General features: G+C 62.3%; 10 protein-coding genes. 4 read left to right on the forward strand and 6 right to left on the reverse strand.

What is annotated here, in order from left to right; translation table 11 throughout:
* Positions 1–9 precede the first annotated feature (9 nt).
* The 3 genes from XANALMUS060_RS08710 to XANALMUS060_RS08720 all read left to right on the forward strand — a co-directional run bounded on the left by XANALMUS060_RS08710 (position 10) and on the right by XANALMUS060_RS08720 (position 2,554).
* On the forward strand, positions 10–471 hold the full coding sequence (locus tag XANALMUS060_RS08710) for a hypothetical protein (protein ID WP_152640443.1): 462 nt from the start codon (positions 10–12) through the stop codon (positions 469–471).
* 217 nt (positions 472–688) lie between these two features.
* Positions 689–1,579, forward strand: a complete 891-nt coding sequence (locus XANALMUS060_RS17485; protein WP_161795397.1) for a nuclease-related domain-containing protein — start codon at positions 689–691, stop codon at positions 1,577–1,579.
* 84 nt (positions 1,580–1,663) lie between these two features.
* Complete coding sequence (locus XANALMUS060_RS08720) at positions 1,664–2,554, forward strand: SAM-dependent methyltransferase (protein ID WP_200894028.1); 891 nt, start codon at positions 1,664–1,666, stop codon at positions 2,552–2,554.
* Between the two features lie 328 nt (positions 2,555–2,882).
* Here the strand turns inward: XANALMUS060_RS08720 and XANALMUS060_RS21940 are convergent, their stop codons facing one another.
* The 3 genes from XANALMUS060_RS21940 to XANALMUS060_RS08730 form a co-directional block, all read right to left on the reverse strand.
* The gene (locus XANALMUS060_RS21940; RefSeq protein WP_343122971.1) at positions 2,883–3,140 is read right to left on the reverse strand and encodes a helix-turn-helix domain-containing protein; all 258 of its coding nucleotides are present in this window, start codon (positions 3,138–3,140) and stop codon (positions 2,883–2,885) included.
* Between the two features lie 1,100 nt (positions 3,141–4,240).
* Positions 4,241–6,325 carry a beta-galactosidase gene (locus XANALMUS060_RS08725; protein WP_045738057.1) on the reverse strand — a complete coding sequence of 695 codons (2,085 nt, stop codon included), beginning with the start codon at positions 6,323–6,325 and terminating at the stop codon, positions 4,241–4,243.
* 482 nt (positions 6,326–6,807) lie between these two features.
* Entirely contained in the window at positions 6,808–7,428 is a 621-nt protein-coding gene (locus XANALMUS060_RS08730; RefSeq protein ID WP_045738058.1) for a DUF2076 family protein, read from the reverse strand.
* Positions 7,429–8,095: 667 nt separating this feature from the next.
* On the opposite strand from XANALMUS060_RS08730, the gene XANALMUS060_RS08735 reads away from it, so the two are divergent.
* Positions 8,096–9,403: an MFS transporter gene (locus XANALMUS060_RS08735; protein ID WP_152640444.1), complete on the forward strand. Its 1,308-nt coding sequence runs from the start codon at positions 8,096–8,098 to the stop codon at positions 9,401–9,403.
* 96 nt (positions 9,404–9,499) lie between these two features.
* On the opposite strand, the gene acpA is transcribed toward XANALMUS060_RS08735, so the two are convergent.
* From acpA to ilvD, 3 genes are all read right to left on the reverse strand, one after another.
* Entirely contained in the window at positions 9,500–11,200 is a 1,701-nt protein-coding gene (gene acpA, locus XANALMUS060_RS08740; RefSeq protein WP_045738060.1) for an acid phosphatase, read from the reverse strand.
* 171 nt (positions 11,201–11,371) lie between these two features.
* Positions 11,372–12,367, reverse strand: a complete 996-nt coding sequence (locus tag XANALMUS060_RS08745) for an AI-2E family transporter (protein WP_045738106.1) — start codon at positions 12,365–12,367, stop codon at positions 11,372–11,374.
* An 808-nt stretch (positions 12,368–13,175) separates the two neighbouring features.
* Positions 13,176–15,014: a dihydroxy-acid dehydratase gene (gene ilvD / locus XANALMUS060_RS08755; RefSeq protein WP_045738062.1), complete on the reverse strand. Its 1,839-nt coding sequence runs from the start codon at positions 15,012–15,014 to the stop codon at positions 13,176–13,178.
* Between the last annotated feature and the right edge of the window lie 150 nt (positions 15,015–15,164).

Below are 15,164 nucleotides of genomic sequence, written 5' to 3' on the forward strand. Positions count from 1 at the left end.
ATGGATGTCATGACGTTCGTTCCAATCTTGATCGTGGTGACCATCAGCGTGGCGCCATTGGCAATCACCCTGTGCCTGTTGACGCTGCATCGGAGATGGCGCGCACGCGACGGGCGGCGCTCCCCCATCGCCAATAAGCGCATCCACGGCGCTGGCGAGCAATTGCGCAAACGCATCGAAGAACATGGCGATCAAATCACCGACGGAATCACCCTGACCGTCTTGATCGGCCCTTATTTACTGTCCATCTGGGCCCTGCTGCATGTCGACATCCGACATGTTCGTTTCGGGCTGGGAGAAGCACTGTTTCTCGCCGTGTTCGTCGCGATCAGCAGTACGGCGGCGTATCGCATCATCGTACATAGCAAACGGCGACGCGATGCACTGCAGGGGCTACGGGCAGAGTTGTATACGGCGCAGGAGTTGAACAGGCTACAAGCACACGGTTGCCTTACCTTTGAGCATCAATGACCTTGGCCGCCGCGACACCGCGAGGCCCTGCAGATGGAGGAGCTGCAGTATCCCTCTTTTGCCGCGCGCCTGCCGCCGTGGCTGTGGATACGGCTGAGCTGGCGCTGACAATACCGATTCCGCCAGGGCCACGACGACTTGTCCACCCTCGCCTGACACCACAAGGCTAGCATTCCAGCTTCCACCCTTCGCTTCCCATGCCCCATACATGGATGTCATGACGTTCGTTCCAATCTTGATCGTGGTGACCATCAGCGTGGCGCCATTGGCAATCACCCTGTGCCTGTTGACGCTGCATCGGAGATGGCGCGCACGCGACGGGCGGCGCTCCCCCATCGCCAATAAGCGCATCCACGGCGCTGGCGAGCAATTGCGCAAACGCATCGAAGAACATGGCGATCAAATCACCGACGGAATCACCCTGACCGTCTTGATCGGCCCTTATTTACTGTCCATCTGGGCCCTGCTGCATGTCGACATCCGACATGTTCGTTTCGGGCTGGGAGAAGCACTGTTTCTCGCCGTGTTCGTCGCGATCAGCAGTACGGCGGCGTATCGCATCATCGTACATAGCAAACGGCGACGCGATGCACTGCAGGGGCTACGGGCAGAGTTGTATACGGCGCAGGAGTTGAACAGGCTACAAGCACACGGTTGCCTTGTGTTTCACGATGTCCCAGGCGACGGCTTCAACCTGGATCATGTCGTCATCGGCGCGACCAGCGTCTATGCGGTGGAAACCAAGTCGTTTCGCAAGCCGCGCGCCGGCGATGGCAAGGACCACTTCAAGGTGATCTACGACGGCACATCCCTGGCATTCCCCGATTTTCGCAGCGACCAACCGATCAAGCAGGCCAAGCAGCAAGCCGAATGGCTACGACGTCATTTGCAACACACGCTTGGCCAGACCATCCCGGTGAAGCCGGCCCTGGCGCTACCAGGCTGGTGGATCGAAGGTCCGATTCCCAAAGACGGCGTGCGCGCGTTCAACCCCGCCGGTCGCGGTGGCCACTTCATGGCCGAAACACGTTGCGAAACACCGCTGGATCCGGCCACTTTACCCCTGATCGCGCAAGTCCTGGCATTGCGCTATCCGCTGGAATCCTGATCGCGCACAAGGCGGTAGCAGCACGGTGACATGGCTGATCGCGACCGTTGCGACGGTGCCACGGACGCAGACGCATCGGTTACGATGCGCTCCCGCTTCCGAACAACATGCCGCGCCGTCCGCGTCGGCAGATCCGACGTGACCCACTACTGCGGCCCCCTGCTGACCAAACCTCTCGCTGCGGCGCTACTCGCCGCGCGCGATGCAGGCGCCGTCCTCTGGTCAGGATCGCTGGATCTTCAGCGCAGCGAACAACAAGCACAGCTCGCCGACGACCACTGGCAGTGGCGCGGGCAGAACTATCCCTACCCACCCAAGCTCAAGGACCGCACGCTTTACTACTGGGACGGCGAGGACTTCGCGGCGGTCTCGCGTTTCGGCGACGCGCTGATCAAGCTGGTGCCGACCGAATGGGGCGCGCCCACATTCGAGATCGATGGCATCAAGATGCTGCCCAGCGCGCAGTTGTCGCCGTTCGAAGATGCACGGCACAAAGTCGCACTGATCGAACCACGCGGCAAGCAAGTGCTCGACACCTGCGGCGGGCTGGGCTACTTCGCCGCCTGCGCGCTGGAGGCGGATGTGGCGCGGATGCACTCGTTCGAAAAGAACGCCAACGTGCTGTGGCTGCGCACGCTCAATCCATGGTCGCCTGACCCGGCCGCGAGCGACGGTCGCCTGCAACTGACCCATGCCGATATCGTTGAAGCGATCACCGGGATCACCGATGCCGCGATGGACGCGATCCTGCACGACCCGCCACGTTTCGGCATCGCCGGCGAACTCTACGCGCAGACATTCTACGATCAACTCGCGCGCGTGCTGCGTCGCGGCGGCCGCTTGTTCCACTACACCGGCAGCCCGAACAAGCTCACCAGTGGCCGCGACGTGCCCAGGGAAGTCGCCAAGCGCCTGGAGAAAGCCGGATTCACCACGCAACTGGCGCTGGATGGCGTGCTGGCAACACGCCGCTAAGCTCGCGGCACAGGGCGTGGCCGTCTGAACGTGCAAGTGCAACACGTCAGTTGAATCGAGTGATCTGTTCTTCCAGCACCCGATTTGGCGTATTCCAGCCGAGCGTGCGACGTGGTCGAGCGTTCATCAGGTCAACAAGGTTGTTGAGATATTCCTGACTTGCCTGGGAAAGTCCCGACCCTTTGGCATCAACCGGCGCAGCAGTCCGTTGACATTCTCATTGCTCCCCGTTGCCATGATGCATGCGGATCGGCGAATCAAAGGCGATGTTCAGTCGCTTCATCAGCTCTGGATAACCATTATCTCAGTACCAAGATCGCAGGTCAGGCTACCAAGCAGAAAATGAGGAAGTTTCTTCATCTGTCGCGTAAAGCCCTCCAACACAAGCGCTAGGATACTGCCGATAGCGCTTTGCCACGAGACTGGCAGTGTACACAGGCTCGTTCTGGCGTATCACTTCACGCGACAACGTGGATGCGCTTCGTCCGAGTCGGCGCGCAATGGGGCGGATGCTCGCACCGTTGCCGAGCTCGATCTGCAGCAACGCGCGTTCCTCGAAACTCATCTGGCGATATTTTTCTCCCATACATACACCCTACGTGATTGCGGTGATTACGCGGCGTTGCTCTTGGAAGTTGAGTTTAAGCATGCATTGCGTAGCATCCCATGGTGCGCCTCTTGGCAGGCAGGAACAATGCGGCTGCACCTGGAAACCGTTGCAGCAGGTGCTTCACAATATATTTGTGAAGCTTACTCCAAATTTCCTATAAATATTTACTTTGCGGTAGACGCAATGGCAAGTAATTTAATAATAATTACCAGCACATTCCATTAGTGCAGTGTCCCCAACAGTTGACAAACAAGCAGCATTCCCCCATCAAATTGAGCGCAATCATCATGACAACATATTCTGCCACTCGTCATTTCCGCAAAGCCGCGCTGTGCACCGTGTTCGCACTGGCGGCAAGTGCCTCCACATCGTTTAGCGCACAAGCTGTGCAGGTTCATATAAAAAACGACAACTCCAACGTGAAAGGCGTTTGGATACAAAACGAAAATAATCCTAACGGATGGGCGTGTATATCCGTGGCAAGCCCCGGTGAAAGCGATGGCCCAGCAATATTATACGGCTATAGTTACAGTGTGTATGCCTTGAGCTCAACCGACTGCACAGGAGGTGGTCAGCGTATAAACAACCTGTCCTCGCATTATTACAAAGTGCCTAACAAGAATATTACTAGTACAACTATTTATATTACCAACACAATGCTAAACATCTATCCGTAAAGTTAAAGACAACAACCGTTAATACGCGCGACTGCCAATCGCGTCACGGGCTGCCGCGTTGCCGATGTCAGTGCCACCACGCAGAATCCAACCGGCGGCGGAGTTTTGCTGTGCATGACGCGATTGGCATGCATGCATTACGTGATTGCGCGGCGTTGCACTTGGTGGGAGTTGAGAGTCTAAGCATGCGGATGACACAGACACAGCGCGGGCGGCAGGATCGCCCGCGCTGATGTCTGCGCTTGGTTCGCCAGCGCGGTAGGCAGCGCCGTGCGGCTAGGGTTCTGCAGCGCTGCGACATCCACGTCCAGCGCACGCAAGACTCACCGCCACGCCGGTGTGCACGCGCCCCCCCATCTCCCGCAACGCTGCGGACGAGCCCACGAGCTTGGCGCATGCTTAGCGGCCCTGCTCCATTACCGCCACGTCGTCAGGGTCCAGACGCACCACCTCGCTGGCGGCGTCCGCATGCAACAGCGAGCGCATCGGTACCGGCAGGCGCACCGTCTGCGCAACCGTACCGTGATTGATCAGCACCACGATACGGCGCGCGCCAGCGCTACGCACGCCCACCTCCACTTCCGCCGGCACATCCGCCAGCGGCGCACGCACCTGCGCCTGACGCAACCACGCAGCGGTGAGGCGATCCTGCGTGGCCTCGTCGAACCAAGCCCCGACATAGGTGATACGGCCCTTGCCGACACGCCGCGTCAACAGCGCCGGAGCACCATCCAACCAACCGTTGGCCGTGCCATAGTGCATCGGTACATCGGTGTCGGACCGGGTCGCCTGCAACTGTTCCGCCCAGATCTTGGCGTTGCCATCGGCGCCGTCGCCGACAACCGGAATCGCTGTCTCCAAGGCGTAGAACTGCTGCACACGGCCACCGAGCAACGTCGCCAGCGGACCGGGCTGGCGCTGCGGATACAGGCCGTTGTCGCTGTTTTTCATGCCGCTGCGCGGCCCCAACACCAAATGCCCACCGTGTTCGACATAGGCCTTGAGCCGCTCTATCTGCACTTGGCTGAGTACGTTGAGCGAAGGCGCCACCACCAACTTGTAGCCATCCAGCGGTGCCAGCGCCGAAACCACGTCGACCACCTGCGCCTGCTGCCGCAGCGGACGATAAAACGCCTTCATCTGCGCGACCGGATCGAAATCGGCCGCATGCTTCTGGAAACCGATTGCCCAACGGCTGTCGAAGTCGTTGATCAAGGCCACCTGCGCCTGCGGTGTGGTCCCCGCCAGCGCGGCACCGGCCTTGGCGAACTCGGCACCGATCTGCTGGATCTCGGCATACACCGGCACCGGCTCGCCATCGGCGCCGACCAGCGTGCCGTGGTATTCCTCCTGCCCGTTGGGCGCGGCGCGCCACTGCCAGTACGACACCGCATCGGCGCCATGCGCCACCGCCTGCCATGCCATCGCCCGCACTTCGCCCTTGTGCAACGCCATGTTGGTCGGACGCCAGTTGACGAAACCCGGCTGGGTTTCCATCACCCAGAAATTGCGCCGCTTGTAACCACGGGCAAGATCGTGACGCACGGCATTGTCCACCCAATCGTAGCGCTCGCCGGCAACGTAATCGTCCCAGGCGGCGATATCGAGCGGAGCATGCACGGTGTAGGCATCGAAACCAGCGAACCAGCCCATGGTATTGGTGGTGATGAACTGGCGCGGATCGGCATGCGGGCGGATCGCCTCGATCTGGTTGCGCGAATAATCGGCCCAGGTGTCGCTGACGAAGCGCTTCCACTCCAGCAGCAAGGCCGGGTTCTCTTCGTTTTCGCGCACCGGGATCTGCCCGAAATCGTTGTAGGTCTGGCTCCAATACGCGGTCGCCCAGCGCTGGTTCAATGCGTCGATGCTGCCGTACTTGCGTTGCAGCCACGCGTGGAACTGCGCCTTGGCCTCGGGATCGAACGAGGCCTGCGCATACTCGTTATCCAGTTGCCAGCCGACCACATTGGCAGTGTGACCATAGCGCTGGGCCATCTGCTCGGCGATGGCGTGCGCGAACCGACGGTAGCGCGTACTGGCGAAGGAGAAATGCTGCCGGTTGCCGTGTTCGTCACGCACACCGTCCTGACTCACCCGCAAGGTCTCCGGATAGGCCTGGGTCAGCCATGCCGGCGGCGCGGCGGTCGGGGTCCCCAGCACCACCATGATGTGATGGCGGGCGGCGGCGGCAATCGCGCGGTCCATCCAGGCAAAGTCGTAATGCCCTTCGCGCGGCTCCATCCGGCTCCAGGCGAACTCACCGATCCGCACCATGCGCACATGCGCGGCTTCCATCAGCGCCAGATCGTGCTCCCATTGCGGCTCCGGCCACTGTTCCGGATACCAGGCCGCACCGAGCAGCAGCGGCGGCGCCTCGCGATAGCGCGTGGCCTGCGCGTGCAGCGACCGCATCGGGCACGCCACGAACAGCAGCGCAAGGAACAACACAACGCCCACGCGTTGCGGAAACCGGGACTGGGGCATAGAGCACTCGTCAGATGGCGGAAAGCCGCACGTCATCGTGCGACGCGCAGCGCCCAGGCATTGTGCGCGCCCGCAACCGCAGGCACTTGTGCATATTGCCGCACTCTGATGCGCAACTACGCACAATCACCGCGCATGCAGCGGCATGCGGACAACCACGACATCGCATCGTGGCGATGGTGGCCGTCTCGTGTCGATGCGAGGCAGACGGTGTCTCATGGCGATCCGCCCCCCGGTCCGGGAAATACGCGTGTCCACTCGACAACGAGAACGCCACTGCCACGGACGACCACATGCCAGCGGCGACGGCCTAACCCCAATGGCGCAGAGATCGCGCACGCTTTGTCGCGCCCTGTCGCGGCGACCACACTGAATCGGCGCGTGCGCATCGCCTGCGCACGCGCCGATCATGACGGCACTTGGACCGAAGCACTCGGCGCAGGTGAACCGAGGCGCCGGCAATGCCCGATACCCGACGCCTCTCAGACCCAGTCGTCGCCGCCCATGTCGGTATCGTCCTGATCATCCTGGCTTACGTCCTGATCATCCTGCATCGGTGCGTCGTAGTAGTTGTTGGTGACATTCTCGACCACGACCCCCTGCTGTCCACCACCACCACCGCCGAAGAAGCCACCGTGGCGCCCACCCAGCAGGCTTTCCACACCTTCGAACAAGAACATGCCGCCGGCCACGCCGGCTGCGGTGGTGGCGGCCGTGCTGAGGAAGCTTGGACCACGGGCCGCCGCAGGCGCAGGTTCGGGCGTCGCCGCGCCACCACCGAACAAACGCTCCCGCCACCCAGGTGCCGCAGGCGCAGGCGCGGACGGCACCGGCGGTGGCGCGGCATTGAAGCCCTGGCCCAGGAAACTGGTCGCTGGCGGCGGCGGTGGGGTGGCTTGCTGCAACTGCGCGATCTGCGCCTTGGCGGCCTCCAGCGCGTGTTCCAGTAACAATGATCGCTGTACCAGCAAATAAGCCGCATCGGGCTGATCTGCCAGACGCGCATGGATCAACGCGTCGGCCTGCGGGTCTTTGACCACCCCGCTGGCGCTGCGCAAGCGCGCCAGGAAGTCTTCGAGAAGCTGCTGCTCTTGCGGAGTCATACGCGTATCCGGATGTGAGGACCGGCCCACTGCCGGCACCGCACGGTATGGGGATCACCTCGCCAACGCCAAGGGTGGCGCTCCACGTCGGTGCGATGGCATTCATCCACGCAGCGGATGCAGGCTTGACAGACGGGCTCATCCGGTATCCGCAAGCGCTGCGGTTAACGCCCTCCCTGCAAATTTACGACATCCCCACCCGGATCCTGTTGCTTTAACATCTGCAACTCGCAGCGTTGCCGCCAGGACGGCGCTGCTGAGGTGCATCGATGGTCGAAACCACGACACACACCGCCTCGCCAGCCTCAAACCCACTCATCGGCTAATAAAAGCAACTCACTCTCCCGATAAATCATTTGACTGTTACTACCCCAACACGGTCGTCATTGGGCATCCACAACAGGAAAAGCCCGGTCATCATCGGTCCGATGCAAGCGTGCTGTCTTGCTCGACCGTTTCATCTGCAATGTCTTCAGAAGCCTGAGCACCACTGCATGGATAGACTGTTGTGGATATGACCTCCGCCACCGTAGCTCCCGAGCATGACGTGTTACATCTAGCGGTGGGCATATATGGCGTGTTGTACTGTGACAGCGCGCAAGTCCGGCCGCAGCGTTTGCGTGTTGTTGCGCGGCGATGACTCTTAATCTTCAGCAGACCACGACCGATGACGTCTTCCGATACTCCCACTGCCCCGATGAATGCTTCACCGCATGGCGCCGCCGCAGTGTTCCGTGTGGTCACCGGCAATTTTCTCGAGATGTACGACTTCATGGTCTATGGCTTCTATGCCACCGCCATCGGTCATGCGTTCTTCCCCTCAGACAGCGCATTCGCCTCGCTGATGATGTCGCTGGCGACGTTCGGCGCGGGCTTCCTGATGCGTCCGATCGGCGCTTTGGTGCTGGGCGGTTACATCGACCGGCATGGGCGTCGCAAGGGTCTGATCCTGACCCTGGGCCTGATGTCCTTGGGTGTGTTGCTGATCGGCTTTATGCCCGGTTACGCCAGCATCGGCATGCTCGCGCCGGTGCTGGTGTTGCTGGGCCGTCTGCTACAGGGCTTTTCTGCTGGCGCGGAACTGGGCGGGGTGTCGGTGTATCTGGCCGAGATCGCCACGCCGGGCCGGCGCGGTTTTTATGTGGCCTGGCAATCGGCCAGCCAGCAGGTCGCGGTGGTGTTTGCTGCGGCACTCGGCGTCGGCCTGCATACGCTGTTGCCCGAGAGCATGATGGACAGTTGGGGATGGCGCGTGCCGTTCTTCATCGGCAGCCTGATCGTGCCGTTGATCTTCCTGATCCGCCGTTCGCTGCAAGAAACACCGGAGTTCGCCGCGCGCCAGGCACCGGACATGGCTGGCATCGCCCGGTCCCTGCGCGCCAACGCCGGGCTGGTGATGGCCAGCGTCGGGCTGGTGCTGATGACCACGGTGTCGTTCTATCTGATCACCGCTTACATGCCGACCTACGGCCGCTCGGAGCTGCACTTGAGCGAGCTGGACAGCCTGGTGGTCACCGGCTGCATCGGTCTATCGAACTTTCTGTGGCTGCCGGTAATGGGCGCGCTGAGTGATCGCATCGGTCGCAAGCCGTTGCTGGTGTTCGCCACAGTGACCATGCTGCTGACGGTGTGGCCGGCGCTACGTTGGCTGGTCGATGCTCCTTCGTTCGCGCGGCTGCTGCTGGTCGGCGAATGGCTGTCGCTCCTGTATGGCACCTACAACGGCGCGATGGTGGTGGCCTTGACCGAATTGATGCCGACAGAGGTACGCACCACCGGTTTTTCGTTGGCCTACAGTCTGGCCACGGCGACGATGGGCGGTTTCACACCGGTCGTGTGCACGTGGCTGATCCACACCACCCACAGCCCGGCCGCGCCAGCGTTGTGGCTGTCGCTGGCGGCGCTGATCGGCCTGAGCTGCACGTTGCTGCTGTTCCGCCGCCAGCGCGGCGGGGTGAGCGTCAGCGCCGGTTGAGCCGGTTCTGCCGCTACACCACTGCCGATGCAATCCGCCGCATGCAGCACGCTCGCAGCGGCGTGCTGCTGCTCGCAGGGTGGCCTCCGACCTGGCTTAGCCGAAGTCCAGCGCAGCGGTCAGATCGCCCGGGACCACGCCACTGGCGGCCTGCATCGTCCGCTCCCGCTCGGCCAGACCAGGTAGTTTCTCCAGCCCGAAACGGCGGCTGATGAAGCGCAGGATCGAGCCAGTGTCGTACACGGTGTGATCGACATGACCACGCTTGGCGTAAGGCGAGACGACCAGTGCCGGGATACGCGAGCCAGGACCCCAGCGGTCGGCTTTCGGTGGCGCTACGTGATCCCACCAGCCACCGTTTTCGTCGAAGGTGATGAAGACGACGGTCTTCTCCCACAGCGGACTATTGCGCAGGGCATCGATCACCATCGCGATGTGGCGATCACCCGCGGCCACATCGGAATAGCCGGCATGCATGTTGAGGTTGCCCTGCGGCTTGTAGAAGGTGACGGCTGGTAGCGTGCCGGCCTGCACGTCGGCGAGGAAGCGGTTCTCCGGAGCACTGTCGCCCAGCCCACCGTCGCGCAAGCGTCGCGCACGCGCAGGCGTACCGGGGGCGAGATTGGCAAAGTAGTTGAACGGCTGGTGGTGAATCTGGAAATTAGGACTGGTCGGGAACTCGCTGGTGTCGCCGGTGTCGCCCTTGCCTTGCACTGCCAGACCCCAGCCGCCGGCATACCACGCCCACTCCACGCCCTTGGCGTCGAGTGCGTCGCCGATGTGGCGATGGGTCTGCGGCGGCAAGGTGTTGGGACTGTCCGCTGCGGCGTAATCCCGGCGCGTCGGATCCTGGCTGGTGCTGGGTTGGAACGGCGGACTCATGGTGTTGATCGCCCAGAAATCCGGGGTCAACGCGCCACTGCGCACGAAGCGCGGTTTGCCGTTGAGGGCGGAACCGGGCGAATCTTCCTGCTCCGCCAGATGGATTTCGTCGGGCCGGTCGCTGGCCAATTTGCTGATTTGCAGCCGCGCCGGGCTCTTATCGGCGTTCGGGTAATACGGTGCTTGTGCGGCCACCAGGTATTGGTGATTGAGGAACGAACCGCCAAACGCGCCCATGAAGAAGTTGTCGCACAGCGTGTACTCGCGCGCCAGGCTCCACAGCCGCAAGGTCGCCGGGGCATCGCCATAGTGGCCCATCACCAAACCACCGGCATCGCTCCAGGCCGCGAAGCGGTCGTTGCGGCCACCGTTGATCTGCATCTGGTTCTCGTAAAACCGGTGGACCAGATCGCGGGTCACCACGCCATGCGGCAAGGGCTTGCCATCGGCCGTGCGCAGTGGATAGGGCGCGTTGGGCAACGGCCCAATCGCGTCCTCGCCGATCTTGTAGCGACGGTGCTCCACCACTTGTTCCTCTGGTGCCAATCCGCCCCAGATCGGCGGCAGGACATCCAGGACATTGCCATCGCGGTCGACCTGCCGCGCCTGCGCCGGCGTCACCTGCGACATTGGGTGTTGCAGTCCGGGAAAATCCGGGAACAAGTTGTTGAAGCTGCGGTTTTCCGCGTAAATCACCACGACATGCTGGATCTTTTCCCGCAAGTGCCGGTCCACCGCAGTCGCCGACAGCGCACGCTGGGGCTTGTGCCGCGCGGTGTCGGTGTGCGCCTGCGCCGGACCAATCGCCAGCGCGCCGCCGGCCAAGGCCATGCCACCGAGCAGGCGCCGGCGTTGCGGGTTCTCGGGAGTGGGGTCGGTGGGTGTGGACGTCGGGTCCTGAGGCGATTTTTTCACGATGTCACGAACGGCGGGAAAGGGCACCCGCCAGTGTGGGCTGGGTGAATGACAATCGGAAGCACATGGCGCGAGAGATGTATGACGCGTTCAGTATGCGTCTCACAGGCTCTTGGAATCGCGTCATGCGGGTTCAGCCGCGCGACGACCACCGGCTCTCCCTGGCCCGCATCACGCCGTCGGCGCGGCGGACTCGGCTGCCTCGGCATCGCCCAGCGCATGCTGGACGTACAGGCGCTTGATCAGCACGTAGGTCACAACCGTGAGGGGCGCTGCCAGGACCACACCCATCGGCCCGAACAGCATGCCGATCCCGAACAACGAGAACAGCAGCAGCGCCGGGGGCAGATCCACCGCGCGTGCCTGGATCAGCGGTTGCAGCACATGCCCCTCCAGTTGCTGCAGCACCACGAACAGCAGTAACGCACCCAGCGCCACCTGCGGACTGACGGTGAAGCCCAGCAAAATCGCCGGGACCGCCGCCGCGATCGGGCCGACGATCGGAATGAAGTCCAGCAACGCGGTCAGCAAGCCAATCCCAAGTGCCACTGGCACATCCAGCAGCCACAAGCCCACCCCGGTCAACGTGCCGATCACCGCCATCGCCAACAGTTGACCGGCAAGCCAGGCACGCAGGGCCTGGCCGCTGGCTCCCAAGGCCGCATCGGCAACACCACGCTGGTCGCGCGGCAGCAGCCGCAGCAACCCTTGCCGATACAGCCGTGGTTGCGCGGCCAGATAGATGCCGCCGACCATCATCAGCACCGCGTTGGTGAGGCCGCCGCCAGCGGACATGACGATGGCGCCGGCATGCGCGGCCAGGGTCGATGCACCATTGCGTAATTGTTCGGGGATACGATCAATCTGCGGCCCCAGCGGGCCGGATTGTAACCAGGCATGGAACTTGTTCCAGGCTGCCGGCAGGGTGGTACGGAAGGCATCGATCTGCGCTGCGACTTCCGAGCCGAACAGCAGCACGATTGCCGACAACGCCAGCAGCAACGACAAGATCACCAACGCAAGCGCTACCCACTCCGGTACCGGCAGCCGTTTACATAGTACGGACGCCAGGCCGTGCAACAGCACACCGACGACGATGGCACCGAACACGATCAACAGCAGTTCGGACAATTGCCAGGCCAGCAACGCCAACCCGCCGAGCGTCATGACGACCAGGACACGTGCCACGAATAGCCGTAGAGGAGATGCAATGCTGGGGGCCGTGGTGTTCATATGGGTACAGATCGAAGTTGATCGTGATGGACACAGTAACGCCACGCCAGTGGACGATGGTAGAAGATTACCAGTGTGGCAGGTGGCCTCGGTGGTTTGATAGCGCAATCGCGCTGCTCGACCGAGTCAACCCATCGCGGTGGGGCAAGGGCCGGAGTCTGGGTGGCGGCCTGATCGTCGACGCTAGGATCATGACCGCGCCCAGCTCGATCCATGCTGAGGACTGTGAGTGAGATCGGAAACTGCACCAGACGAAAGAGCTGCAACCAGTGCGCCTTCGCGATGAAAGCGCACATTGATATGAGCCATACATCGGGCTTGGAGTCACTAAAAATCAAACGAAGCGATTTTCGCCAAGCACCGTATTTCGGATGGGACCAATAAAACCACAAGATCAAGAAAACGCCATCAACATGATTTTGAGGCGTTTCTCAATGTGTGCTGCGCATTGGCATTGGCATTGGCGGAATTTCAACGATCTTTTGGCGATGACGAGCACGCTGTCCTATTCGTCGACGAGCAGAACGCCAGTAAAAGCAATGACCTCATCTCCATAGGTTGTACGCAGCAGCATGTCGTGCAGGGCAGTGCGATGCGGCCCACGCGGAGATCGACCACAGCTTCCGGTCCCGATCGAGTTTGTGGCGCGACATCATGGTGCCCACGAGGCGAGCCGATCTGCGGGGTGTTGCGCCAACATGTGAGCCAGAGCAGTCGATCCGATGCGGCAGCGTAATCGACGTCACCCCTCCAGCATTGCCCGATCCCGCACCGCCCCCTTGTCGGCACTGGTGGCCAGGAGCGCATACGCCTTCAGCGCGGTGCTGACCTTGCGCGGACGCGGTTCGGCCGGTTTCCAGCCACAGGCATCCTGATCGGCGCGGCGGGCAGCCAGTACCTCGTCGGAGACCAGCAGATCGATGCGGCGCTTGGGGATATCGATGAGGATCCTGTCGCCGTCGCGGACCAGGCCGATGGCACCGCCAGCCGCGGCTTCGGGTGAGGCGTGGCCGATGGACAGACCGGAAGTGCCACCGGAGAAACGGCCGTCGGTGAGCAGCGCGCATTGTTTGCCCAGGCCCTTGGACTTCAGATACGAGGTGGGATACAGCATCTCCTGCATGCCGGGGCCGCCTTTGGGGCCTTCGTAGCGGATCACCACCACGTCGCCGGCCTGCACTTCGTCGGCCAGGATGCCTTTGACCGCTGCTTCCTGGCTCTCGAAGACCTTGGCGTTACCTTCGAAGACGTGGATCGATTCGTCCACGCCAGCGGTCTTCACCACGCAGCCGTCGCGGGCGATATTGCCATACAGCACCGCCAAGCCACCTTCCTGCGAATAGGCGTGTGCCACCGCGCGGATACAACCGGCGGCGCGGTCGGTATCCAGGCTCGGCCAGCGCGTGGCCTGACTGAAGGCAATCTGCGTGGGAATCCCTGCCGGACCAGCCTTGTAGAACGTGTGCACGGCATCGTCGTTGTTCTGCACGACATCCCATTGAGCGATGGCGTCAGCCAGACTGCGGCTGTGCACGGTGGATTGATCGGTGTGCAGCAAGCCGCCACGCGCCAGTTCACCGAGGATGGCGACAATGCCGCCGGCGCGGTGCACGTCCTCGATGTGGTACTTCGGCGTGTTCGGCGCGACCTTGCACAGCTGCGGCACGCGCCGCGACAGACGATCCACGTCTTGCAGGGTGAATGGCACCTCGGCTTCCTGCGCGGCGGCGAGCAAGTGCAAGATGGTGTTGGTGGAACCACCCATGGCGATGTCCAGGGTCATCGCATTTTCAAAGGCTTTGAAAGTCGCGATGCCACGCGGCAGGGCGGTCGGATCTTCTGCACCGTACCAACGGTGACACAACTCGACGGCGGTGCGTCCAGCCTTGAGAAACAACTGCTCGCGATCGGCATGCGTGGCGACCACGGTGCCATTGCCGGGCAGGGCCAAGCCAAGCGCTTCGGTGAGGCAATTCATCGAGTTGGCGGTAAACATACCCGAGCACGAGCCACAGGTGGGGCAGGCGCTACGCTCGAATTCGGCGACTTTTTCGTCCGAGGCATTGGGATCGGCGGCGATCACCATCGCATCGATCAAGTCCAGGTTGTGATCGGCGAGTTTGGTCTTGCCCGCTTCCATCGGCCCGCCGGAAACGAACACGGTAGGAATATTGAGGCGCAAGGCGGCCATCAACATCCCGGGCGTGATCTTGTCGCAGTTGGAGATGCACACCAGCGCATCTGCACAATGCGCATTGACCATGTACTCCACCGAGTCGGCGATGATCTCGCGGCTGGGCAGCGAGTACAGCATGCCGTCATGGCCCATGGCGATGCCATCGTCCACGGCGATGGTGTCGAACTCCTTGGCCACGCCGCCGACGCGCTCGATCTCGCGCGCGACCAACTGGCCGAGATCCTTCAAGTGGACGTGGCCCGGCACGAACTGGGTGAAGGAATTGGCGATGGCGATGATCGGCTTGTGGAAATCGGCGTCCTGCATGCCGGTGGCGCGCCACAGTGCGCGGGCGCCCGCCATGTTGCGGCCGTGGGTGGAAGTCTTGGAGCGATAGTCGGGCATGGCGGGCGTTGTGTGATCGAAGGTGGGCCAGGTGCTGGCGGGAGCAGGCGGTGCGTGGGATTTTTAGGCATGCCCCGCCACCGCCATAAGCGCAGGATACGCGGCTATTGCCACCTTATCATGCGGTCCCCCGAGGCTGCGCTTGCCGGC

Source organism: Xanthomonas sp. MUS 060, assembly GCF_000963215.1.
GTDB lineage: Bacteria > Pseudomonadota > Gammaproteobacteria > Xanthomonadales > Xanthomonadaceae > Xanthomonas_A.

Coding starts and splice junctions, on each gene's coding strand:
- XANALMUS060_RS08710 (WP_152640443.1), top strand. CDS start 10: ATGACGTTCGTTCCAATCTTGATCGTGGTGACCATCAGCGTGGCGCCA.
- XANALMUS060_RS17485 (WP_161795397.1), top strand. CDS start 689: ATGACGTTCGTTCCAATCTTGATCGTGGTGACCATCAGCGTGGCGCCA.
- XANALMUS060_RS08720 (WP_200894028.1), top strand. CDS start 1,664: ATGCGCTCCCGCTTCCGAACAACATGCCGCGCCGTCCGCGTCGGCAGA.
- XANALMUS060_RS21940 (WP_343122971.1), bottom strand. CDS start 3,140: ATGGGAGAAAAATATCGCCAGATGAGTTTCGAGGAACGCGCGTTGCTG.
- XANALMUS060_RS08725 (WP_045738057.1), bottom strand. CDS start 6,325: ATGCCCCAGTCCCGGTTTCCGCAACGCGTGGGCGTTGTGTTGTTCCTT.
- XANALMUS060_RS08730 (WP_045738058.1), bottom strand. CDS start 7,428: ATGACTCCGCAAGAGCAGCAGCTTCTCGAAGACTTCCTGGCGCGCTTG.
- XANALMUS060_RS08735 (WP_152640444.1), top strand. CDS start 8,096: ATGACGTCTTCCGATACTCCCACTGCCCCGATGAATGCTTCACCGCAT.
- XANALMUS060_RS08745 (WP_045738106.1), bottom strand. CDS start 12,367: ATGACGCTCGGCGGGTTGGCGTTGCTGGCCTGGCAATTGTCCGAACTG.
- ilvD (WP_045738062.1), bottom strand. CDS start 15,014: ATGCCCGACTATCGCTCCAAGACTTCCACCCACGGCCGCAACATGGCG.